The following is a 22801-nucleotide window of genomic DNA, read 5'->3' as shown; positions in this document are numbered from 1 at the left end:
TTATATCTTAAAGTTTTTAAAAAATCTATTTTAAAATTGAGAAATTTGCTTTAGCAATTTATAGTTCTAAAGGTTTACCTAATAATTTTTAGATGATAGAATAATAAGAATAAGGAGGTGCCATGTTGAGAGAAATAGATTATATGGCTATAGATGCTGCTAATAATCAGGATCTATTAAATAGTTTCATTGAGCAAAATGAATTGTTTATTTTGAAATGTACATCAAGAATAACCCGAAAATACATAACTAAAAGTGATGATGAATGGTCTGTTTCACTTCAGGCATTTGTACAAGCAATTAAAGGCTACGAATTAATTAAAGGAAATTTTCTCAGTTTTGCCGAGCTTATAATTCGTAGGCGTCTTATTGATTATCTTAGGCTTCAGAAGAAATATAACTTAGAATTGTCCGTAAATCCTGCCATATTTAATTGTCAGTTAGACGAAAATGAAAATGATAAAGATATTGCACTTGGACTTGCAGTAGCAGAAAAGATAATTCACCAAGAAAATTATACACTAAAATTTGAGATTGAAGCTGCAAATGAAGTATTTTTCTATTATGGCTTTTCTTTTTTAGATTTATCTACATGTTCACCTAAAGCTAAAAAGACAAAATCGTCCTGTGCAAAAGTTGTAGTATATTTACTCAATAACCCGATATTAATTAATGAATTACAAAGTTCAAAACAACTACCATTAAAAATAATTGAAAAAAATTTAAATGTACCCCGAAAAATATTAGAACGTCACCGAAAATATATAATAGCAGCAGTAGAGATACTATCCGGAGAGTATCCAAATCTAGCTTACTATTTCAGGTACATCAGAGAGGAGATTAATAAATGAAATCTGTTGTTGTAGAAATCAAGGCTGGCTATGCTGCAGTCCTTTCTGAAGATGGCTGCATATCAAAGGTAAAAGATAAAAATTATATCATTGGGCAGGTGATTGAAATGAAAAGTAGCAATTTAAAAAATATAAATAAATTAGTAATGTGTTCTGCTTTAACAGCTATGATTGCAATTGTAGGAGGCATAACACTATGGGCCTATAAAACACCTTACTCCTATGTGAGTTTAGATGTAAATCCTTCTATTGAATATTCTTTAAATCGTTTTGACAAGGTAATTAGTGTAACTGCAGTTAATGATGATGGTCAGGAAATTCTTAATGAACTTGAATTGAACAAGCTTGAAAATCAAAAAATTGAAGATGCAGTTGCTGAAACCGTTAATCAAATTAGTGAAGATGGTTATTTTGATAATAGCATTGATAATGACATTGATGGTGGAATTATTATTGCAACTTCTGGTGAAAATCAAGAAAAATCAGATGAACTTGCTGAAAAACTACAAGAAAGTTTAGAAACTGAAATTGAAGAAATAGGTGAAGATATTACCCTTGAAACTATAAGTGTTGGATTTGAACGAGTACAAAAAGCCAAAGAACTGGGTGTAACACCTGGTAAACTAAATTTAGTTGAAAAACTACAAAATAGTTCTTCAAATCCAGAAAGCATTATTCTTGAAGAGTGGTTAAACAAACCTGTTAAAGAAATTATGAGTGCTATCAAGGAAAATAAGAAAGCTAAAATAGAACAAACTGAAACTTCTGATGAAGATGAATCTACTGAAGAATCAACTACAGATAGTACAGAAGTGGCAGATGAAATAAAAACTGATAAAGCCCTAACTAAAGAAGCTGAAAATACCAATGATACTAAAGCTACTCAGGAAAGATCTAGCCAAAAATCTCAGAATAAAATAGAAAAAGCTACTAACAAGCTTGAAAAGACTGAGAATAAAGCTAATAAAAAATCTGAAGTAACTGAGAAAAAAAATAGCAACAATGCTGAAAAACCCAAAGAAAAAATACCTAACAAACCTGAGAAATCTAAAGAAAAAACACCTAATAAACCTGAAAATCCAGGAAAAAAGGGTAATTAAAAATCAAATAAAAACTAATAATAGTTTTTATATATATTACTTATATAACTAAAGATAAAAATATAACTTAAACAAACTAAAGATAAAAACATAATTTAAATAAACTAAAGATAAAAACATCGTAAAGTACAGAAAAATACAAAGAGTATGCCCCTAATGCCCCCATACTCTTTGTATTTTTTATATGCATATAAATACCTCTTAAACCCGCATGAACAGAACAACTATTTAACTAGTTAAATAGTTAAATATCTATATAAAATACTAATTTTATATTTGTATATTTATTTTACTGTTATTCTATTTTAGCATTATACCTAAAATATTCTTCTATACTATCAAAGCAAGTATCTATCATAAACTCTATTTCATCTTTACTTATTACATAAGGAGGTATGAAATAAAGTACATCACCTATAGCTCTTAATAGTAACCCTTTCTTCAATGCTATTTTATAAATCTCATAACCTACTCTACTTTGCCAAGAATATCTCTCCTTGGTACCTCTATCCTTTACTATTTCAATAGCAGTTATCATGCCTATACTTCTTACTTCTCCTATATGACTACAATTCTTTGCTCTTTCTATTGTAAGTTTTTCTATTAATCTTCCCTTAACTTTATTATTTTCTATTATATTTTCTTCTTCAAATATTTTTAGATTTTCTAAAGCAATAGCACAAGCCATAGCATTTCCTGCATAGGTATGACTATGTAAAAAAGATTTTCTTTCTGAGTAATCACCATAAAAACAATTATATATTTCATTAGTAGTCATAACTACAGACATTGGCATATATCCTGCAGAAATACCCTTTGAAAGGCACATAAAATCTGGGCTTATATCTGCATGATTACATGCAAACACCTCTCCTGTTCTTCCAAATCCCATGGCAATTTCGTCTACTATCAAATGTACATCATATTTATCACAAAGATTACGAAGCTTTTTAAGATAAATATGTGAATAAATTTTCATTCCTGCTGCACCTTGAACCATTGGCTCAACTATTACAGCACTTATCTCTTCATGATTTTCAACTAAACATTTTTCCATAGCTTCAAAGCATCTAGCACTACATTTATCTCTAGTACAACCATATTTACACCTATAACAATCTGGTCCATCAATCCTAAGAGTATCTAAAAGTAAGGGTTTATATATCATATTAAATGCATCAATATCACACACAGATAGAGCACCTAAAGTTTCTCCATGATAGGCATCACTTAAAGCTACAAATTTCTTCTTTTTAGTTTTATTTCTTTGCACATTATAGTGAAAGCTCATCTTTAAAGCTATTTCCACTGCAGAAGATCCATTATCTGAATAAAATACTTTATTTAATCCTTCTGGTGTTATGCTTACTAACTTTTCTGCTAAGTCAATAGCCGGTTTATTTGAAAAATTAGCAAAGATAACATGTTCTATTTCATCAATTTGATTCTTTATGGCTTTATTTATTCTTTTATTGCTATGGCCTAAGGTATTTGTCCACCAAGATGATATACAATCTAAATACTTGTTTCCATGAATATCATAAAGCCAAACACCTTCTCCTCTTTCAATAACTATAGGATTAAGCTCTTCGTAATCCTTCATCTGTGCACAAGGATGCCATATATATTCTAAATCTCTTTTTACATAATCCTTCATATAAACACCTACCCTTTACTACAATTCTTCCATCCATTCTATAATACTTTTATCATTAAAAATCCTTGATGCAGCAGTTCTTATATTATCTATATTACCTTTATCCAAGTTATCTATAGTTTTAAATTTACCTACAATAGAAATTCCAGTAAGTTTTTCTATAACCTTAATATTGTCTTTAGTTATATAATTGTCTTCATAATTATTTATAATAATTCCTTTTACTTTGATTCCCATGGACTCTATAAATTTCACAGTAAGTACTGTGTGGTTTATTGTTCCCACTCCACCTCTAGCTACAACCACGGTACTCATATTTAAATCCTTAATAAGGTCACCTAGTGTATATATTTCTTCATCCCTATTAATTAGAGGACATATTATACCACCACTACCTTCCGCAATTATAAAATCATATTTTTCTTTTAGCTTCTCAAATTTAGCCTTTATAATATTTAGATCTATAGGTTTATCTTCTATTTGGGCAGCTAAATGTGGAGATATGGCTGTCTTAAATATATATGGAGTTATATTTTCATAGGTTTCCTTTAATCCACTAACCTGGCTTACTAAGTCAGTATCCCCAGGAATCAGTTTATTACCGTCTTCTATAGCCCCACTTAAAGCTCCCTTAAAATATATTGCTCTGTGCCCTTTACTTCTAAGGATATGAAGCAGTCCTGCAGTTACAACAGTTTTTCCTACATCTGTATCCGTTCCAACTATAAATATACCCTTAGCCATTACTTCTAACCTTCAACTTTAGTTCACTTATCATTTTCTTATCATCACATATTTTATTACCAGAAGTGGTTAAATAATTTCCAGTAATAGTAGCATTTGCACCTGAGTTAAAGCATTCTTTCCCCAAATCCCTAATGAGATTTCTACCACCAGCTAATCTGATTAAAGCTTTAGGGTTTATAAACCTAAAAATAGCAATGGTCTTTAAAATATCATCTTGACTTAAATTTTTAGAATCTTCTAGGGGAGTACCTTTTACAGGATTAAGTACATTCACCGGAATAGACATAACCTTTAGTTCTTTCAATTCAAAAGCAAGATTGATTCTATCAACCCAACTTTCACCAAGTCCAATAATTCCTCCTGAACATACAGGTATACCTGCCTTCTGTGCAGCCTTTATGGTATCTATTCTTTCTTCATAACTATGAGTTGTACATATTTCCTTATAAAATTCCCTACTTGTTTCTAAGTTGTGATGATACATAGTTATTCCTCTTTCCTTTAACTTAAGTAGCTTGTCGTACTCAAGTATTCCTAAAGAGGCACATAATTTCATCTTTAGTTCTCTATTAAGTTTTTCATATATATCTAAAATTTTCTCAAAATCATTACTTGTAATACCCCTACCACTAGTAACTAAGGAGAATCTATTTACTCCCTCTGATTCATTTTCCTTTGCTAACTTTAATGCTACTTCCTTTGATACTAAATCATAGATTTCTGCATTAGTATTATAATGAACAGATTGAGCACAGAATTTACAATCTTCAGAACATCTACCTGACTTTGCATTCATGATAGAGCAAAGATCTACCTTATTACCACAAAAAGTTTTTCTTATATTATTAGCACTAAGACATAATTGTTCAATCTCTTCATTATTTCTAAGCTCTGTTAATGCCATTGCTTCTTGAAAATTTATGTATTCACCTGATAAGATTCTTATCTCTAAATCCTTAATAAAACTTTTCATACTTCAAGCCTTCTTTCACTTTTATTAAATATATCCAAACCTTTTGAATATAGGTACTATTTTTATTGCTACATAAGCTGCAAATGCTGTTAAAATCAAATCTCCAGATATACATAGTACAAAGCCATTAAAAAATGCAAAATATAGTGACATCGGTTGTCCTAGATATAAGTTATAGCTAATATAAAGATATATAACTCCAAATAAATAAATAAAAAATAGTCCAGCTAAAAGCATCCCCATAGCTTTAATAAAACTTAATTCCTTAATCTTTTCTCTTATCTTTCCTATGACATAAGCTGCCACTATAAATCCTATAAGATATCCAAAGGTAGGTTTAAATACATAGCTAAGCCCTCCCCCTTCAGTAAATACTGGTACACCTGCAAGTCCAACCATAACATAAATTATTTGGGATAGTGCGCCGAGTTTAGATCCTAAGATAACTCCTGCTAAAGCACAAAATAAGTATTGAAGAGTAAAAGGCACATAAGGTATTGGTATTTTAATAAATGCACCAATAGCAGTTAAGGCTGCAAACATAGCTACTAAAATCAAATTTCTCGTATTCTTGGTAGTTTTCATAATTCTCTCCTTAAAATATTTACTTTATAGTGTGATTATAATTAAGAATCTCTTAATTGTCAACCAACGTATTAATTCATAGTTTACAATATTAATATAAATATTTCCCCTTAGTCTAGGCTAAAAATACATTAGGTATTATTAACAAGCACATAAAAATGAGAGAGCATGCTCTTTATATAGCAATGCTCTCTCATTTATCAAGTATTATATTTATTATTTTTCATATGCTCTAATTCAAAATTCTTTTCTGATTTTCACCAAAAGTTTAGCCTGTACTTTAATATTTAACTAATTTTCAAGTAGCCTTTTTACTGGAACATAAATTTCCATAATCGTATCTGTTCGATAATGACAACGCTCATCATAAAATTCAAAATCTAATTTATCTTCGTCATAGATATATCCACTATCTTTAAACCATTCTTCAAATATATATTTCCAAGTTTCTTTAATCACTTCTGAAAACTTATCTTGGTTAGGGTCTACAGTAACATCCACTGGAGGAGTTGTAAATACTGCATACTCCGCCTCTGGTACTTCCACTGTAATCATATCCTCTGTAACTTTAGAGAAATCCTCAACAATGACTCCTAAAAGATAGCATACATTTCCCCCTTTATCAGTTGGAACGCATAGACCAACTTCCCCATGATTAGGAGGATTTAAGATTTCATACATCTTTGTTTCTAAATTTTCTCCATCATAATTGCTCCAAAAGGATGCAATATCCTTTGTATAACTTGTTCCTCCAATATTAGTATTTATTCCATATCCAGCTACCTTAAAAGCTGGCTTTTTAACAATAATAGGCTTCATAATATAACCTCCAATTTTAAATGTTATTCCATTATTAAAGTATCCATCCATTCTAGCTATATATTGTGTTGGACTATATCCAAAAGCTTTCCGAAAGGACTTTGAAAATCCACTAGGTGTTTCAAATCCATATTCAAGGGCAATATCAATAATTTTTCTTCCTTTAAATAGTTCTAATGCTGCTAATGATAGCTTACGTTTTCTAAGGTACTCCATTATAGATATACCTTTACATAAAGTAAAAACTCTACAAAAGTGGTTTACAGAATATCCCACATATTCAGCAACTTCACTCACAGTAATAACTTCCTTAATATTATTTTCTATAAATTCAATACACCTATCAATATCCTTACTGTAATTCACTTTTATCACGACCTTTTCCCTAGGGTATCTTTATTATATCAAGACTTTAAAATTTAAGCTGTTCCTAATTTGCTAAAATCTTAATCTATATAAAAAAAGTATGCTCATTTAAAAGCATACTTTCTATACATACTAATATTAATATTTATATTTGTCTATATGATTTCATTCTTCAATATTTTCTACAGCCCACTTATGCATAAGCTCCAATAAGGGAAGTAATGTCCTTCCCTTATCAGTAATAGAATATTCTACTTTGGGTGGAATCTGATGGTATTCCTCTCTATGAATTAATTTATCTCCTTCCAACTCCTTAAGCTGTTGAGATAACATTTTATGTGATATATTTGTTAGAGCTCTTTTTAACTCCCCATACCTCATTATACCTTTTGTAGATAAATACCAAAGAATAATAGGCTTCCACTTTCCTCCAATTAACTTTTGAGTATATTCTAATGGACACTTATATTTATTTTTATTTGTACCAGACATTTCAACATTACTCTCCTTTTATATAGTATCTTACACAAAAGTGCATACTATTAAAACTAATTACGCAAATATATAATTAGTATATAAAATAAATAAGTTTATTACAATCCACTTAAAATATAAGGAGTGTTTCTATGGAACTATTAGAAGTAATACAAAACAGAAGAAGTATAAGAAAATTTAAGCCTGATGAAGTACCTGAAGAGTACATTCACCAATTAATTGAAGCTGGAAGATTGGCGCCTTCTGGTACAAATCTTCAACCTGCACGATATATAGTAATAAAAAGTGAGGAGGCAAGAACTAAGCTAAAAGATTGTACTCCTTTACCTTTTGTTTCTGCTGCTCCAGCTATAATTGCTTGTTGTGTTGATACTAATTCTATCACATCGACTGGAGAAAGAATGAAGGAACTTAAAGAAGCTCAAGCATTTGTTGATACCCCTCTAAATAATGCAGATGAAAATTATAATAAAGGGAAACAAAGCATTGATACTGCTTCCTTAAAAGCTTATCTAAACTTAAATGTAGCTATAGCTATTGATCATATCACTCTTAGAGCTACAGATTTAGGACTCGGAAGCTGTTGGGTTATGATGTTTGATAAAGAAAAAGTTAAAGCACTTCTAAATCTTGAAGACAGATATGATGTTTTGGCCTTATTACCTATAGGATATCCTGACCAAACTCCTAAGCAAAGACCAAGATTAGATTATAATGAAGTGCTTTTAAAAGAAATATAGTATTGAGTAATATAATTATTAAGATTTAATAGTTATATTAAATTTATCTATTCAACATATCTTCAAATATAATTAAAAGACTATATAAAAGTGAAATAGTAATATTACTATATCATTTTCATATAGCCTTTTATTTTTTATTTTATGTATTTAAAAGTAAATATTTACTTTTTAATATTTTAATAGTATATTATATTGTAAGTGGTATAGTTTTTATGTGAACTTGTTTATATGAAAATAGAAACTTGTAGAAAGGATAATGTTATGGATAATTCACTCCTTCTCAATAGAGAAAAACTTATGGAAAAAATTCAATGCTATATTATTGATAGTAATTTATTACCTAATACCAAACTTCCTTCCGAAAGAGAATTTTGTAGTATGTGGGATTGTAATAGAACTACCTTAAAAAAAGCTATAGACCAATTAATTAATCATGGTAAATTATATAAAAAGAAAGGCTCAGGAACTTTTTTATCAGAGCCTAAACTTGAAAAAAATTTACAAAGTCTAAACTCTTTCCATGAATTTATAGATGAAAATTCTTTAAATTTATCTACCAAATTACTTTCATTAAAGCTATTAAATGATAATACTTTAGCCTATGAAAACCTAAAGGAAAGTTCTAATAACAATTTATGTGAACTAATTAGATTAAGATCAGTAGACTCCGTGCCCTTTGCTATAGAAAATAGTTATCTATCTTCCAAATATTATGATGAGCTAATTAGAAAAGATTTTGAAAAAACTTCTTTATATGAGGTTTTAAAAAAAGATTTTAATCTAAATTTAAAGAGTGGTCGGGAAGAAATATCCATGACCTATGCTACAGCATTAGAATCAGAACTTTTAAAAGTTGAAGAAGGTTTTCCCCTTTTCTACCTCAAGGGTACTGTTCTAGAAGAAAAAGGGTTTCCCGTAGAATTTTTCTACTCTGTAATACGTGCAGATAGAGTGAAACTAAAAAGTGTATTAACAAGATAGGAGTTGATTATATTGAAAATAGCTACTGTAGGTGACAATTGTATGGATGTATATTTAAACTTAGGTAAAAGTTATCCTGGTGGAAATCCCGTAAATGTAGCAGTATATATGAAAGAATTAAATGAAATCTCTTCCTATGTTGGAGTGGTTGGTAATGATAAATATGGAGAATTAATGATTAATTCCATTAATTCTAAAGGGGTAGATACTTCTCATGTTCGGGTATTAGAAGGAGCTACAGCTATAACAGAGGTTTCATTAATAAATGGAGATAGAATCATGGAAAATTATTATGAAGGTGTATTAAGTAAATTTACACTTACTAATGACGATTTAGATTTCATTTGTAACCATGATCTTTTTCATACAGCCTATTGGGGTAAAACTGAAAACTACCTTTGCCACATCAAAGAAAAAAATATTCCTATTTCTTTTGATTATGCTACTAAATTAGAAGACTCTCTTGTTAATAAAACCATCCACTATGTTGACTATGCATTTTTTTCTTATTCTAAAAGAGATGACTATATAAAAAACTTTATGAAGGATATTCATAGTAAAGGACCTAAAATAGTAGTTGTAACTCTTGGCAATAAGGGCAGTGTTGCCTATGATGGTAAAGAATTTATTTTTCAAGACATCATAGAAACAAAGGTAGTTGACACTTTAGGTGCTGGAGACTCTTTCATAGCAGGTTTTTTAAAGGGTATTCTTAATAAAAGCTCCATAAAAGAATCCATGCTTTTTGGTGCTAAAACTGCATCTAAAACCTTAAAATATTTTGGTGCTTGGTAATGACTGAGAATAATTCAAAAAAACAACTAAGTGGTTCCTCTCCTTTATATGCTCAACTAAGGGATATCCTAAGGAATAAAATTATTAGTGGTGAATTCAAGGTTGGTACAGCAATTCCCTCTGAAAATGAATTATCTAATACCTATGGAATAAATCGTCTAACAGTACGTAATGCTATATCCATTCTTATCCGTGAAGGATTGTTAAAGAGTATTAAAGGTAAGGGTGTATTTGTTCTTAATTCTAAAATTGAAAGAGACTTATATACCTTAAGAGGTTTTACTAAAACTATGAAAGATAAGAATACACCTTCAAAAACCACTATACTAAATAAAACTACCAAACCTGCTGGAAAACTTTTGAGTAAAAAGTTTAATATAAATGAAGATGATGATATCTATGTTATAAAGAGACTGTGTTATGCCAACAAAGAACCTATATCCCTAGAATTCATTCATATTCCAAAATATATACTACCTAATTTAGATAAAATTAATCTATCCTTTTTTTCAATATATGAACTCTTTGAGGTTTATAATATAAATCTTGTTACTGCAGATGAAACCTTGGAAATCGTTCGACTAGATGATAAGCATAGTAAACTTTTATCTCTAGATACACCTTCCTGGGTAATGTTATTTCAATGTACTAGCTATGATGATACTGGAAGAGTTATAGAATTTACAAAGACCTATACAAGAGGAGATAAATGTAACTATAATGTACATTTTAATAAATGATATAGAAAGAAGGTATTTATATGTTGAATATTGATAAGTCCACTGTAGATTTTCTTGTTACAGAAAATATGGTTACAGAAGTTGAAAAAGTATTAGAAAAGGACGTTCCTAAAATTAGAAACATAGTTAATGAAATGGCTAAAAGGGGAATTAACAAAGTTTATTTTGTAGCTTGTGGTTCACCTCTTTGTGCTTGTGAAACTGCTACTATATTATTTGAAAAATACTCAAATATTAATTCTAAAGCTTATAGTGGCTATGACTTTTTAGATTCTACACCTTATAATTTAGATGAAAAAACAGCAGTGATCGCTCTATCTCAATCTGGAAACACTGAAGAAGTAGTAGAAGCTTTAAAAAAGGCTAAAGCTACTGGTGCACTTACTGTCAGCGTTACTCGTGATCCTTCTGGAAACTTATTAGCTCCTGTAGGTGACTATTTAGTAGCCTATGAAGCTGAATGCATCTGGGAAATTCACTTATTAATTACTTATACCTTTGCATTAGAACTTATCAATAAAGTTACACCAAGCCTTGAAATAACTAAAATTCTAGAAGATATATTAAAGCTTCCTAAAATTTTAGGAAAGTTAGTAACAAGTTGGGAATCTAAAGGACGAACCCTCGGTGAAAAAGCTTCTAATTGGGATATAATATATACTGTGGCTGCAGGTCCACTAACTCCTTTAGCCTATAAAGAAGGAGTTATTACAATGATGGAATTTGCTTGGACTCATGGAGCAAATATAAATAGTAGTGAATTCCGCCATGGACCTTTAGAAATTGTTGAAGAAGGAGTACCTTTTATTTTTCTATTAGGTACAGATGAATCTAGACATACTACTGAAAGAACTATAAATTTTGTTAAGAAATTAGATAAGGATTATATTGTCTTTGATTATAAAGAAATAGCTAAAGACCTTCATCCTATGCTATCACCTTTTGTACTTTTTGTCCCTCTTGAGTGGTTTTTCTATTATCTTTCAATTTACAAAGATCACAATCCAGATGATAGAAGATATTATGGAGGTATTGTTAAATACTAAAAATAAGGATGTGATTATTCATGAGCGAATATAAAAAATGTAACTGCGATAATTGTCTTCATAAATTATGTGTAGAAAGAGTTCCAATTTTCTCTGGTTTAAATTCTGAAGAATTAAGTAAAGTAGCTACCTTAATTGTAAAAAAGCAATATGAAAAAGGTGAGCTAATTATAATGGAAGAAAGTTATTTAGAAAATCTAATCATTATAGATAATGGTAAGGTAAAAGTATTTCGTTATACTATTGAAGGCAAAGAGCAGATTCTATATATATTTGATCACGGTGACTTCTTTGGTGAAAAAAATCTCTTAAATAATCAACAATCTACCTATAATGTTGAAGCATTAGAAACTACTTATATTTGCATGATAAATAAAAATGACTTTCAAAAACTTTTAATTAATTATCCTAAAATAGGGATTAAAATCATAGAAGAATTATGTAGTCGAATGGATAAAATAGAGAGCTCAGTGCAAAATATGGGTACTAAAAACATAGAGTGGCGTATAAATTCACTACTTCTTGACTTTGTAGAAAGGTATGGTAAAAAACATCCTAATGGTGTTATTGTAGAGCTCCCATTAAGCCGTGAAGGAATAGCTAATTATATAGGTACTGCTAGAGAAACGGTTAGTAGGAAATTAAGCGTACTACAAGATGAAGGTGTCATTGATATGATAGGAAATAAACAGATTTTGATACGAGATATAGATGCTTTAATGAATTAAAAAATAAAAATAATTAGATAGTTTGTTTTAAAACTATGACTCCAGTCACAGAATATTTTATATAACTAATATATTATAGAGTTATAAACAAGAAATCTTTAAATAACACTGTATTGGAGGAATATATATGAATAAATTTAATAGTTCTCAAACCGTAGGAGAAATTGTTTCAATTGTGCCTAAGGCTAGTGAAATTTTCAAACAATATAAAATTGATTTTTGCTGTGGAGGTAATAGACCCCTTGAAGAGGTACTCTATGAATTACATCTTGATGAAAATCTAATATTAAATAAAATAAATGAGATTTTTGAAGAAAGTAATAATACAAAAGAAGTATTCATAGATTTTAGGGCATTGACATCAAGTGAATTAATTGACCATATTGAAAATACTCATCATGCCTATACTAAGAGAGTACTTCCTGAATTAGGAGAGTTAACAACAAAAATAATGAGAGTTCATGGTATAAACCATAATGTACTATTCAGAGTCCATAAGCTCTTTTCAATGCTTAAAACTGAGTTAGAGCAACATTTGCTTAAAGAAGAACAAATTCTTTTCCCATTAATTAAAGAATATGATAAAAATCCAAGTGTTAATCAACTTCAAAAAATTAATGAAGTAATTAATGAAATCGAAGAGGAGCATGAAGGTGCTGGAGATATTTTAAAGGAACTTAGAAAAATTACCAATGATTTCAAAGTTCCTAATGACGGTTGTAATACCTATGTTATAACCTTTAAAATTATTGAAGAACTAGAGAGTGATTTATTCCAGCATATTCACCTTGAAAACAATATTCTATTTAAGAGAATGAACTTGGATATTAACAAACATCAATAAGTAACTTTCTTAAAATAAAAAAATTTACAAGCCTAAGGATAATTTATTTCCTTAGGCTTTTTATCATTTTATTCCATACTTGTTTTATATCTTTACATTTTCTCTGATTTCTTATTTATTTAAAAGAGCTTTATCTGGAGTTACAAGAATTTTCACATGTTTTTTCTTTTCAGGACCGGTCAAAGCTCCAAATCCTTCTTCAACTATATCTTCAAGTGCTATTTTCTTAGTTATATATCCTTCTGCCTTAATTCTTCCATCGCTCATTTGCGCAATTGTTGCTGGAAACTCATGTCTATAGGCTAAAGTTCCTACTATTTTCTTTTCAGAAAATACTAAGACATTAGGGTTAAAGTTTATTTCATCTTCCCAAATACTTGTTATTACCATAACTCCTTCATATTTTAGACTATCTATGCCTATATCAAAGCCTATCTTTGCTCCTGTAGTTTCAAAGGCAACATCTACACCTGTTCCACCAGTGAGTTTTTTAACCTCCATAGCTATATCAACTTCATTTGGATCAAGAACAACATCTGCTCCTGCCCTCTTTGCATATTCCTGTCTTATTGATTTTCTTTGTAACACTACTACTAATTTTGCTCCTGCTGCTTTTAAGCATTCAATAGTTGCAAGACCTATTGGTCCTGAACCAAGTACTATGGCAGTATCTCCTGTTTTAAAATTAGCAATTCTAATAGAATGAAGTGCTACCGCCATTGGTTCTACTAAAGCTCCTTGTTCATAAGTCATCCCCTCTGGCATTTTATGCACATATTCTTCTGGAAATACAGTATATTCTGCAAGTCCTCCACCACTACCACAAAGTCCGTGAAATCCTAATGAAGAGCACAGATTGTATTTACCTTCTCTACATGCTGGACATTCTCCACAAGCCACTATAGGTTCTACAATAACTCTATCACCTATTTCAAACTTTGTTACTCCTTCTCCTACTTCTACAACTTCCCCTGAAAATTCGTGCCCTAGAACTACTGGTGCTATATTCCCACTTAAAGGATGAGGTTGTCCAACAGGTATAAAAATAGGTCCTCCTAAATATTCATGCAAATCTGAACCACATATTCCACACCATTTAACTTTAATTTTTATATTTCCTTTAGTAACCTTTGGTTCATCTACCTCTTCAACCCTAATATCTTTCTTAGCATACCATAATGCTGCTTTCATAATAAAAGTACCTCCTAAAAAATATAATCTAATATATTGTTAATATTCTCACATATTTATTATGCAAGACTTATGCCAAAATCATTGTTTAAAATACTTTTTAAAACATTATTCATCCTATTTTGCCTGCAGCTATGAAAATGACTACATTGAGTCCCATTCTACATTTCTAATTAAATTTACTTTAAATCTTATTCAAAAATTTAATTTATATAGTAAACTAAAAAATCTCAAAATGATACACAACTCAGTGTCTCATCTTGAGATTTACTATTTTAAATTCTCATTTTGATACATATATAATTCTAATCATTGATAATAAAAAAACAAAGTAATTTATAGGTCATTTATGTTATATTTTTTTATCTTTCTATAAATAGTAGCTCTACTTATTCCTAGCATTTCCGCAGACTTTAATATGTTACCTCCGCAAAAGTTAATAGCTTTTATTATACTTTCTCTTTCTAAAATATCTATAGGTACTATTTCATCTACATCACTTGCTTTCTCATTATTAAAATTAGCTTCTATTATTTGTGACTTTTCCAAAGATTGTACACAAATTATATCCTTTTCACTAGAATAATAATCCCTTTCTATAGCATTTCTAAGTTCTCTTACATTTCCAGGCCAATCATGTTTTTTTAGTTCATTTATATAATCTGTTGTTATTAGTTTATATTTAGCTTTATTTTTAAAATTAAGACTATTAACAAAGTGTCTTGCTAGTGTCTCTATATCTTCCTTTCTTTCCTTCAAAGGGATGGTTTTTATATTCATTACATTTAACCTGTAATACAAATCTTCTCTAAAAGCTTTTTTACTTATCTCTTCTTTTAACTCTTTATTAGTTGCTCCTATTATTCTTACATCTAATTTCTTTTCGTAATTTCCGCCTACTCTAACTATGGTATTGTTATCTAAAACTCTTAATAATTTCGATTGCATATCTAAAGGAAGTTCTCCTAATTCATCTAAGAAAATTGTTCCACCATCTGCTAATTCAAATTTCCCTGGATGTCCCTCTTTAGCAGCTCCAGTAAAAGCGCCCTTATCATAACCAAAAAATTCACTTTCCATTAGATCTCTAGGAATTGAAGCACAGTTTACAGCTACAAAAGGTCCATCACTTCTTTGACTATAATTATGTATAGCTTGAGCTACCAGTTCTTTTCCCGTACCGCTAGGTCCTTCTATTAATATATTGCAATCACTTCTTGAAGCCTTTTTTGCAAAATTTATCATATTTATCATTTTATCGTTACTAGTTACAATGTCTTTAAACTTATAGTTAGCCTTATATCCTACCACTTTATTTACAAACCTATGTACAGATTTACTTTCTCTAAAAGTTATAACTACTCCCATGGACCTATTATTAACATTCATAGGTACAACATTTAATATACATTTTATTCTTTTATTATTAATATTAAAGTCACATTCTATGTTATTATACGTTTCCTCATAATTTTCTATAATGTAATCAAAATTTAAATTACCTAGAGCTTCTTTTATATTTATTTCAAATATTTCATCTTGATTCATATCTAAAATATTTTCTGCTCTATGATTCACTCTCTTAATATTAAATTTTTCATCTATTACTATCATTCCCTCTACAATGGAATCAAAAGTTATATTTAATAAATTATAGGATAATATAAGTTCTAACTGTTTCTTTATGGATTCAGCTGCTGCAATAACTATTCCTAAAGTATGCAGATGTGCATCCTTGCATATGCCAGACATATTTATACACCCTATTATTTTCCCATCACTATCATGTATAGGTGCTGATGAACACGTCCAAGAATGTTGTTGTATACCATAATGCTCAGCCCCAATAGTTTGTATTGGTTTATTTAGATATAAGCAGGTTCCTATAGCATTAGTTCCTACTGCTTTTTCTGACCATAAGGCTCCCTTTGTAAATCTTAAATCCCTGGCTTTTTCTAAAATACTATCGTCACCAATAACATCTATTATATATCCATCTTTATCTGCAAGGAATAAAGCAAAGCCTGAACCTGATATGGTGTTATACAAATTCTCCATTATAGAATGTGCTACTGAAACTAAATCTATATTCTCTTTAACTTTAATTCCTACAGGAGCTTTATATTTCTCAACACCTCTTCCATCCATATAGTCTACATTATACTCTTTACATCTTATCCATGAATCTCTTATATCTTTTTTAACTTTTTTATTATCTATACCGTATTTCACAAATTCATTCCATGCTTTTGTAATTAATTCCGTATAATTATCCATTCTTACACTCCCACCCCTTAAGAAATATATACTCAAAACAATAAATTTATTATTTTAGTATTTGTTTTATATCACCATGGATAAAATGTATACCTAGAACTAAATCTAATATATAAAATAATAAGAGTTATTAATATAATCTACTTCGTACTTTTCACATAATTTTCTTAATAAGGTTTTTACCTTAATATTATTTTCGTCTGGATTTTTTAAAAGTTCATTAAACCTATTCTTTTCTTTTAATGTTACTTTATCTTTTATATATCCATAAACATGTTGTGCTGTGTTAATAAAATTTCCTCTACTAAAAGGCTTTTCTAAACACTGATCTATATACATATACACTTCTCTCATTGGTATAGGAGAATTTACTAAGCTACTACATTTTTTATAATAAGAATAGTCCTTTTCCATTAAAGAATACTTATACTTCGCCCATTGCTCTGTCCTTATTGAAATTGGCAAGTCTTCATTAAGAGTGTAAATACACTTCATTGCTGATATTTCCTTATCCTTAACTTCAAGCATGACATCTGAATTAATTTCTGAAATACTTTTCATATAATCTAAAAAATTACTAGTAACAACAAACTTAGAATGAGCTCCTCCTTTTTTACTTATATCTCTATCAGAATAATGGAATTTTACTGGACCATCTTCAACCTTCCATGTATTTTTAACAGAGTATAAAATATCCTTCCACTCTAAAAAACAAGGATTGAGCTGATGATGAAGATTATCAAACACTGCTGGTATTTTAATATCATTACAAATATTTAATACATCTTCTATGGTATAACTTTTATCATCATTCTCAATTACCAATCTTTTTTTCAAAGAGTTTGATAGTCTATTAAAATTATGCTTAAATCGTTCCATGGCAGAAATTTTATCTCCATATACCCCTCCAACATGAAGTATAATTTTGTTAGAATAGTCCACACCTAAACTATCTAAAAATTTGCAATGATACTCTAGATCCATAATACTTTTCTCAACAACTTCCTCATTAGGAGAATTTAGAACTGTATATTGACCAGGATGCATAGAAACCCTAATATTATTATTTTTTATAAATTCTCCACACTCTGTAAGTTCTTTATTATAGGTCTCCCACCACTTTAGGTTATTAATTGGGTGACTACCAAAGGGAATTATATCTGAACTTATCCTAAATAAATATATTGCATTTTCTATATTCCACTTTAATATATTCATTAAATCATCAATGTTACTTCTAACACACTGATTAAAAACATTATCACTAAAATTTTTTAATAAAAAGCTTCTTGAAGTTTTATATGGAATAGATGCAGGTGTACATGCATATCCAATTCTATTTTTTTCAAGCAACTTACAACACCATCCTTTTACTTAAATGAAAAGTAATAAGCTAATTGCCATTACAGCCATTCCCGCTACTAGTCCGTAGATAGATAAATGATGTTCACCATATTCTCTTGCCGATGGAAGTAATTCATCAAGAGAAATAAATATCATAATACCAGCAACTATAGCAAAAATAATTCCAAGGGTAATATTATTAATAAATGGCATCAATACCAAATAACCAATAATAGCACCTAAGGGCTCTGACAGTCCAGATAGAAAAGAATATAGAAAAGCTTTTTTTCTACTACCCGTAGCATAAAATACTGGAACTGATACTGCGATACCCTCAGGAATATTATGAATAGCAATAGCAATTGTTATAGGTATGGCTATTGATGGTTCTTGTAATGCAGAAATAAAAGTAGCCAATCCTTCTGGAAAGTTATGAATAGCCACTGCTAATGCTGTAAGTAATCCCATTCTAAGCAATTTTGTATTATCTTTTGATGTATCTTTTAAATTTTCATTTTCCGTTCCCTCTAATTCTTCAATTTTATAAATATCATGAGGATTTTCACCACTTGGTATAAGTTTGTCAATAATCGCTATAATTAACATACCAAAAAAGAAAGCTCCTACTGTAACCCAAGAACCCAATTTAAATCCAAGTTCAACGGATAATAAGTTCCTAGCTTCAACAAAAATTTCTATCATAGAAACATATATCATAACTCCTGCAGAAAATCCTAAACTAATTGATAAAAATTTTGTATTGGTCTTTTTAGCAAAAAACGCAAGAGCACTTCCAATTCCTGTACATAGCCCTGCAAATAACGTTAATGCAAAGGCAATAAAAACCTGTTCCATATCTTTTCCCCCTAATTCCTATATTTTATTCATATACTTATCAATAACTTACACAAACTTGTTTAATCAATACAATATCAATTACTGCAACTTTTACTAACTTTCACCCTAATTAAACCTAATTATTTTCATAGGATGAATTACTCTATTTTCCTTTAATAGTATAATTATTATATCATAATCAATTTAAAAATCACTACTATGCTATTCTATATAAAATAATACTTATGCTAGTATTTCAATAGTTCTATTTATATTTTTGTTTATAATATGGATATTATGTAAAAGCATACTTATGTTACAATAATATTATATAAACTTTATTTTTATTATATAAATACTTAGCAAAAAACTTTATTACACTTAAGAATAGGAGACATTAATTATGTACGAAAATGTTAAAATGGAAAATATGACATGGCAAGAGTTTGCAAAGAAAAAAGATGATGCAATTATATTACCAATAGGTGCTACAGAACAACATGGCCCTCACTTACCTACCTGTGTAGATTCTGTATTAGCAAGAGAGTTTGCTTACCGCATAGCTGAAAAAATAAATGGAGTAGTTGCTCCAACAATTTCTTATGGATATAAATCAAAACCATTAAGTGGTGGTGGCCCATTATTTCCTGGAACTATTGACTTAAATGGTGCTACATTACAAGCCTTAGTAATGGATATAATAGATGAATTTGTTCGTGATGGCTTTACAAAAATATTTATTTTGAGTGCTCACTTTGAAAATGAAGCATTTATTGTAGAAGCTATGGATCTATGTTCTGCAAAATATGGAGACAAGGTAAAGCTTCTTCTTACTAACTGGTGGGATCCAATGTCACCTGATGTAATTGATAAAGTTTTTGATGAAGTACCATTCCCAGGATGGGCTTTAGAACATGCTGCCGTTACAGAGACCTCATTAATGATGTACTTTGCACCAGAGCTTGTTAGAGAAGATAAAATATTAGATACTGAAAATGCTAGTCCAACAACTTATTTTAGATATCCTATAGAAAAAGATATCGTTCCCGAAACTGGAATACTTGCATCAGCTAAATCCTCTTCAGCTGCAAGAGGAAAAATAATTGTAGATGACGTTATTCCAAACATTGTTAAAATAGTTGAAGAAGCTTTCAGATAAATTTAAGAATTATCGCTTAATTTATAAAATTATTATGCTTCTATTTAATATAATAAAATTGCCTAGTATTATAATTATTCATACTAGGCAAACTTATTTATAAAATATCTAATTATCACATAAAACTATAATTTGTGATGGTGTTGTAATTGCAGGTATACTCTTGGTACTCATTCCATATACAACCACAAGATTTCTATTTTCTATATTGCCCAAAAAGCTCTGGCCATTTTCAAGTAATATTTGTGTTCTATTACTAATATTAAGTCTAAGTGAATCATCTCTACTGACTAATCTTCTATTGAAATGAGACACTTTGACATTTTCTTTTTTTGATTTTCTGGCTATAACAATAGCTCTATACTGTGGTGGAAATATTAATGGAACAGGTGCCAATGCATCATAAAATCCAATTATATAATCACCAGGTCTTATATTAACATGGTCTACAAAGTAAGTATCTCGGCTAACTACTAAGTTAAAATCATCATCTCTTCTTCCTCTTACTGACATTATCATTGTACATGCCGATGTGTCATTTACTGATGTTTTCATCACTTCTATACTTTTAACTACTCCTTCAATACTTAAAAATTCTTTCACTATTATTCCTCCATATAATAACATACTGTGTTGTTATTATATTATGGATTGAAAAAACTTGTGTTACAATTTAAATATCTTCTTTAAAAATATAAAAGTAATAAAGAATGCTTATCTACCTATTTTTTTCAAAATTTTAGTACAATTATGGGTACACTAAAGCTAAATTTCACTTCATCCTTTTACTTTACCATTCTTTTCTTATCATCAGATAAATCAAGACCTAATGTTCCACCTGGATTCATAATATTATTTGGATCAAAATGATTTTTTAATACCTTGAATACCTCCATTTGATTTTTACCTATTTGACCTTCAAGCCAAGGGGCTGTCATCTTTCCTATTCCATGGTGATGACTCATCGCAGCTCCATACTTCTGAATATTATCAAGTATTCCATATTGATATTCTAAATACTCATCTATTTTATTCATTTTAGCTATAAAAATAAAGTACAGATTTGCACCTTGTGGATAAACATGAGACATATGTGTCATACAAATTGTATTTGGTCTACTTTTGCAGTAAGCTCTTACTCCCTTATGAACATAATCCATATTCTCCCAATTAACTGAACATTCAAGGGTATCAGTCATAATACCATAATCCTGTAAATCTTCTCTTAAATATGGATCTCTAAACCTTCCGTGCTCCCATGCCTTAGTTACATATCCTGTTGTCGACATAGCTCCATACGCTTTACATATCTTATGAACCTTTTTCCTTACTACCTTTGTAAAACATGTTTCTCCATCTGTAAATCCTAAAAACATACATCTCTCATTTGGCTTATATCCTCTTACAGTCATTATTTTATCAATAATTGTTTCTTCTACTCCATAGAGTTTCATCATAACATCAGTTTCTTCTGGGTCTGATAATCTAAATACTGATGGAAATCCAAATTGCCCTTGCATAATCTCTCTTGCTGCATTTCTAGCATCTTCCCAGTTCTTGAATATATAACTAAATCTCCTTTGATTTTCTGGCATGTATCTAAAAATCTTAAGAGTTACAGAAACTAATATTCCATAGGCACCTTCACTTCCCATCATGATTTCATCGATGGATGGTCCTGTAGCTAATGCAGGATATTCATCGGTTTTTATTTCTCCAGCCGGCGTGATATACTCTTGACATATAACCATATCCTCAATCTTTCCAAAGTAGGTTGAATTCTGACCTGCTCCTCTAGTTACAACCCAACCTCCAACTGCCGAATATTCAAAGGATTGAGGGAAATGTCCACAGGTATATGCCCTTTTTGCACCAAAGAGTTCCTTTGCTTTATTTAATGTTTCTTCTAGTTTCGGACCTGACATACCAGCTTCTACAGTTATTGTTTGATTTATTTCATTAAAGTTAACTACCTTATTCATATGAACTCTCATATCTAAGGATACTCCACCTTTTACACACTCAACACCTCTAGTTACAGATGAACCTCCTCCGTAAACATACACTGGTATTTTCTCTTCATTACAGTACTCAACTATTTCTTTTATATCTTCTTTGCTTCTTGGATGTATTACTATATCAGGAATATTTTCAACGATACCTTCTCTAAGTCTCATTGAATCTATCATAGTTTTTCCATAAGCTATTTGAAGCCTTGAATAAGGGTCCATTCTTACATTATTTTCTCCTACTATGTGCTTAAAGTGAGCAATTTGACCTTCTGTTAAAGTAATCTCTTTTTCAAAACTAACCTTTTCTAAACCCATTTTTTGAGGTGTTTTAAAATCATCATCAGTCATTTCAAAGGTTTTCTTCATCAAAGTGTATAATCTAGGATTGGGATGTTTAAATTCCTTAGGGTTTCCCCATTTTAAAATAGATCTATATGATCCTTCTGGTGGTAAATCTTCATACCAATTTGGTGTGAAAATATCTTCATTTTTATTCATAAATAATTCCCCC

The 22801-nt window shown here is 29.8% G+C and carries 22 protein-coding genes; 10 read left to right on the top strand and 12 right to left on the bottom strand.

The genetic code is table 11. From position 1 onward, the window contains the following. Nucleotides 1–125: 125 nt before the first annotated feature. The gene (locus B3086_RS02860) at nucleotides 126–851 is read left to right on the top strand and encodes a hypothetical protein (protein WP_346876612.1); all 726 of its coding nucleotides are present in this window, start codon (nucleotides 126–128) and stop codon (nucleotides 849–851) included. Then, the gene (locus tag B3086_RS02855; RefSeq protein WP_346847593.1) at nucleotides 848–1951 is read left to right on the top strand and encodes an anti-sigma-I factor RsgI family protein; all 1104 of its coding nucleotides are present in this window, start codon (nucleotides 848–850) and stop codon (nucleotides 1949–1951) included. Before B3086_RS02860 ends, B3086_RS02855 begins: the two co-directional genes overlap by 4 nt. A 295-nt stretch (nucleotides 1952–2246) precedes the next feature. Here the strand turns inward: B3086_RS02855 and bioA are convergent, their stop codons facing one another. The 6 genes from bioA to B3086_RS02825 form a co-directional block, all read right to left on the bottom strand. Next, nucleotides 2247–3608 (bottom strand): adenosylmethionine--8-amino-7-oxononanoate transaminase, encoded by a 1362-nt coding sequence (bioA, locus tag B3086_RS02850; protein WP_346847594.1) that lies wholly within the window; start codon nucleotides 3606–3608, stop codon nucleotides 2247–2249. An 18-nt stretch (nucleotides 3609–3626) separates the two neighbouring features. Next, the gene (gene bioD / locus B3086_RS02845) at nucleotides 3627–4352 is read right to left on the bottom strand and encodes a dethiobiotin synthase (protein ID WP_346847595.1); all 726 of its coding nucleotides are present in this window, start codon (nucleotides 4350–4352) and stop codon (nucleotides 3627–3629) included. Next, the gene (gene bioB, locus B3086_RS02840) at nucleotides 4345–5328 is read right to left on the bottom strand and encodes a biotin synthase BioB (protein WP_346847596.1); all 984 of its coding nucleotides are present in this window, start codon (nucleotides 5326–5328) and stop codon (nucleotides 4345–4347) included. Before bioB ends, bioD begins: the two co-directional genes overlap by 8 nt. Nucleotides 5329–5352: 24 nt before the next feature. Then, entirely contained in the window at nucleotides 5353–5913 is a 561-nt protein-coding gene (locus B3086_RS02835; RefSeq protein WP_150841584.1) for a biotin transporter BioY, read from the bottom strand. Between the two features lie 291 nt (nucleotides 5914–6204). After that, nucleotides 6205–7098: an AraC family transcriptional regulator gene (locus tag B3086_RS02830; RefSeq protein WP_346847598.1), complete on the bottom strand. Its 894-nt coding sequence runs from the start codon at nucleotides 7096–7098 to the stop codon at nucleotides 6205–6207. Between the two features lie 165 nt (nucleotides 7099–7263). Continuing rightward, the gene (locus tag B3086_RS02825) at nucleotides 7264–7590 is read right to left on the bottom strand and encodes a helix-turn-helix domain-containing protein (protein WP_346847599.1); all 327 of its coding nucleotides are present in this window, start codon (nucleotides 7588–7590) and stop codon (nucleotides 7264–7266) included. Nucleotides 7591–7724: 134 nt separating this feature from the next. Between B3086_RS02825 and B3086_RS02820 the strand changes: the two genes are divergently transcribed. The 7 genes from B3086_RS02820 (at nucleotide 7725) to ric (ending at nucleotide 13470) form a co-directional block, all read left to right on the top strand. Next, nucleotides 7725–8333 carry a nitroreductase family protein gene (locus tag B3086_RS02820; RefSeq protein ID WP_346847600.1) on the top strand — a complete coding sequence of 203 codons (609 nt, stop codon included), beginning with the start codon at nucleotides 7725–7727 and terminating at the stop codon, nucleotides 8331–8333. A 231-nt stretch (nucleotides 8334–8564) separates the two neighbouring features. Continuing rightward, nucleotides 8565–9317 (top strand): GntR family transcriptional regulator, encoded by a 753-nt coding sequence (locus tag B3086_RS02815; RefSeq protein WP_346892758.1) that lies wholly within the window; start codon nucleotides 8565–8567, stop codon nucleotides 9315–9317. 12 nt (nucleotides 9318–9329) lie between these two features. Continuing rightward, the gene (gene frlD / locus B3086_RS02810) at nucleotides 9330–10112 is read left to right on the top strand and encodes a fructoselysine 6-kinase (protein ID WP_346892756.1); all 783 of its coding nucleotides are present in this window, start codon (nucleotides 9330–9332) and stop codon (nucleotides 10110–10112) included. After that, nucleotides 10112–10852: a GntR family transcriptional regulator gene (locus B3086_RS02805; protein ID WP_346892754.1), complete on the top strand. Its 741-nt coding sequence runs from the start codon at nucleotides 10112–10114 to the stop codon at nucleotides 10850–10852. Before frlD ends, B3086_RS02805 begins: the two co-directional genes overlap by 1 nt. A gap of 20 nt (nucleotides 10853–10872) precedes the next feature. After that, nucleotides 10873–11898 (top strand): fructoselysine 6-phosphate deglycase, encoded by a 1026-nt coding sequence (gene frlB, locus B3086_RS02800; RefSeq protein ID WP_346892752.1) that lies wholly within the window; start codon nucleotides 10873–10875, stop codon nucleotides 11896–11898. 20 nt (nucleotides 11899–11918) lie between these two features. Continuing rightward, on the top strand, nucleotides 11919–12626 hold the full coding sequence (locus B3086_RS02795) for a Crp/Fnr family transcriptional regulator (RefSeq protein ID WP_346892750.1): 708 nt from the start codon (nucleotides 11919–11921) through the stop codon (nucleotides 12624–12626). 127 nt (nucleotides 12627–12753) lie between these two features. After that, complete coding sequence (gene ric / locus B3086_RS02790) at nucleotides 12754–13470, top strand: iron-sulfur cluster repair di-iron protein (protein WP_346878191.1); 717 nt, start codon at nucleotides 12754–12756, stop codon at nucleotides 13468–13470. A gap of 111 nt (nucleotides 13471–13581) precedes the next feature. Here the strand turns inward: ric and B3086_RS02785 are convergent, their stop codons facing one another. The 4 genes from B3086_RS02785 to zupT form a co-directional block, all read right to left on the bottom strand. Further along, nucleotides 13582–14661 carry a 2,3-butanediol dehydrogenase gene (locus B3086_RS02785; protein WP_346847607.1) on the bottom strand — a complete coding sequence of 360 codons (1080 nt, stop codon included), beginning with the start codon at nucleotides 14659–14661 and terminating at the stop codon, nucleotides 13582–13584. Nucleotides 14662–14997: 336 nt separating this feature from the next. Then, nucleotides 14998–16938, bottom strand: coding sequence for a sigma-54-dependent Fis family transcriptional regulator (locus tag B3086_RS02780; protein WP_346892748.1), 1941 nt, complete (start codon nucleotides 16936–16938; stop codon nucleotides 14998–15000). 105 nt (nucleotides 16939–17043) lie between these two features. After that, a complete protein-coding gene (uvsE, locus tag B3086_RS02775) occupies nucleotides 17044–18291 on the bottom strand; it encodes a UV DNA damage repair endonuclease UvsE (protein ID WP_346847609.1) in 1248 nt (415 codons plus the stop codon). A gap of 21 nt (nucleotides 18292–18312) precedes the next feature. After that, nucleotides 18313–19137, bottom strand: a complete 825-nt coding sequence (zupT, locus tag B3086_RS02770; protein WP_346847610.1) for a zinc transporter ZupT — start codon at nucleotides 19135–19137, stop codon at nucleotides 18313–18315. A gap of 385 nt (nucleotides 19138–19522) precedes the next feature. Between zupT and B3086_RS02765 the strand changes: the two genes are divergently transcribed. Beyond that, the gene (locus B3086_RS02765) at nucleotides 19523–20278 is read left to right on the top strand and encodes a creatininase (protein ID WP_346876620.1); all 756 of its coding nucleotides are present in this window, start codon (nucleotides 19523–19525) and stop codon (nucleotides 20276–20278) included. Nucleotides 20279–20386: 108 nt separating this feature from the next. Here B3086_RS02765 and B3086_RS02760 read toward each other — a convergent pair whose 3' ends face one another. Then, nucleotides 20387–20881, bottom strand: a complete 495-nt coding sequence (locus B3086_RS02760) for a hypothetical protein (protein ID WP_346847612.1) — start codon at nucleotides 20879–20881, stop codon at nucleotides 20387–20389. A gap of 182 nt (nucleotides 20882–21063) precedes the next feature. Next, entirely contained in the window at nucleotides 21064–22788 is a 1725-nt protein-coding gene (locus B3086_RS02755) for an FAD-binding oxidoreductase (RefSeq protein WP_346890937.1), read from the bottom strand. Between the last annotated feature and the right edge of the window lie 13 nt (nucleotides 22789–22801).

The organism is Clostridium sp. UBA871 (genome assembly GCF_002295255.1).
GTDB classification, from domain to species: Bacteria; Bacillota; Clostridia; order Clostridiales; family Clostridiaceae; genus Clostridium_J; species Clostridium_J sulfidigenes.
The sequence above is the reverse complement of the archived record's forward strand: the minus strand, read 5'-3'. Positions and strand labels throughout refer to the sequence as shown.

Bases quoted from the DNA above. Each gene is read 5' to 3' on its own strand.
- B3086_RS02855 (WP_346847593.1), top strand. From the start codon at position 848: ATGAAATCTGTTGTTGTAGAAATCAAGGCTGGCTATGCTGCAGTCCTT.
- bioA (WP_346847594.1), bottom strand. From the start codon at position 3,608: ATGAAGGATTATGTAAAAAGAGATTTAGAATATATATGGCATCCTTGT.
- bioD (WP_346847595.1), bottom strand. From the start codon at position 4,352: ATGGCTAAGGGTATATTTATAGTTGGAACGGATACAGATGTAGGAAAA.
- bioB (WP_346847596.1), bottom strand. From the start codon at position 5,328: ATGAAAAGTTTTATTAAGGATTTAGAGATAAGAATCTTATCAGGTGAA.
- B3086_RS02835 (WP_150841584.1), bottom strand. From the start codon at position 5,913: ATGAAAACTACCAAGAATACGAGAAATTTGATTTTAGTAGCTATGTTT.
- B3086_RS02825 (WP_346847599.1), bottom strand. From the start codon at position 7,590: ATGTCTGGTACAAATAAAAATAAATATAAGTGTCCATTAGAATATACT.
- B3086_RS02820 (WP_346847600.1), top strand. From the start codon at position 7,725: ATGGAACTATTAGAAGTAATACAAAACAGAAGAAGTATAAGAAAATTT.
- B3086_RS02815 (WP_346892758.1), top strand. From the start codon at position 8,565: ATGAAAATAGAAACTTGTAGAAAGGATAATGTTATGGATAATTCACTC.
- B3086_RS02805 (WP_346892754.1), top strand. From the start codon at position 10,112: ATGACTGAGAATAATTCAAAAAAACAACTAAGTGGTTCCTCTCCTTTA.
- frlB (WP_346892752.1), top strand. From the start codon at position 10,873: ATGTTGAATATTGATAAGTCCACTGTAGATTTTCTTGTTACAGAAAAT.
- B3086_RS02795 (WP_346892750.1), top strand. From the start codon at position 11,919: ATGAGCGAATATAAAAAATGTAACTGCGATAATTGTCTTCATAAATTA.
- ric (WP_346878191.1), top strand. From the start codon at position 12,754: ATGAATAAATTTAATAGTTCTCAAACCGTAGGAGAAATTGTTTCAATT.
- B3086_RS02785 (WP_346847607.1), bottom strand. From the start codon at position 14,661: ATGAAAGCAGCATTATGGTATGCTAAGAAAGATATTAGGGTTGAAGAG.
- B3086_RS02780 (WP_346892748.1), bottom strand. From the start codon at position 16,938: ATGGATAATTATACGGAATTAATTACAAAAGCATGGAATGAATTTGTG.
- zupT (WP_346847610.1), bottom strand. From the start codon at position 19,137: ATGGAACAGGTTTTTATTGCCTTTGCATTAACGTTATTTGCAGGGCTA.
- B3086_RS02765 (WP_346876620.1), top strand. From the start codon at position 19,523: ATGTACGAAAATGTTAAAATGGAAAATATGACATGGCAAGAGTTTGCA.
- B3086_RS02755 (WP_346890937.1), bottom strand. From the start codon at position 22,788: ATGAATAAAAATGAAGATATTTTCACACCAAATTGGTATGAAGATTTA.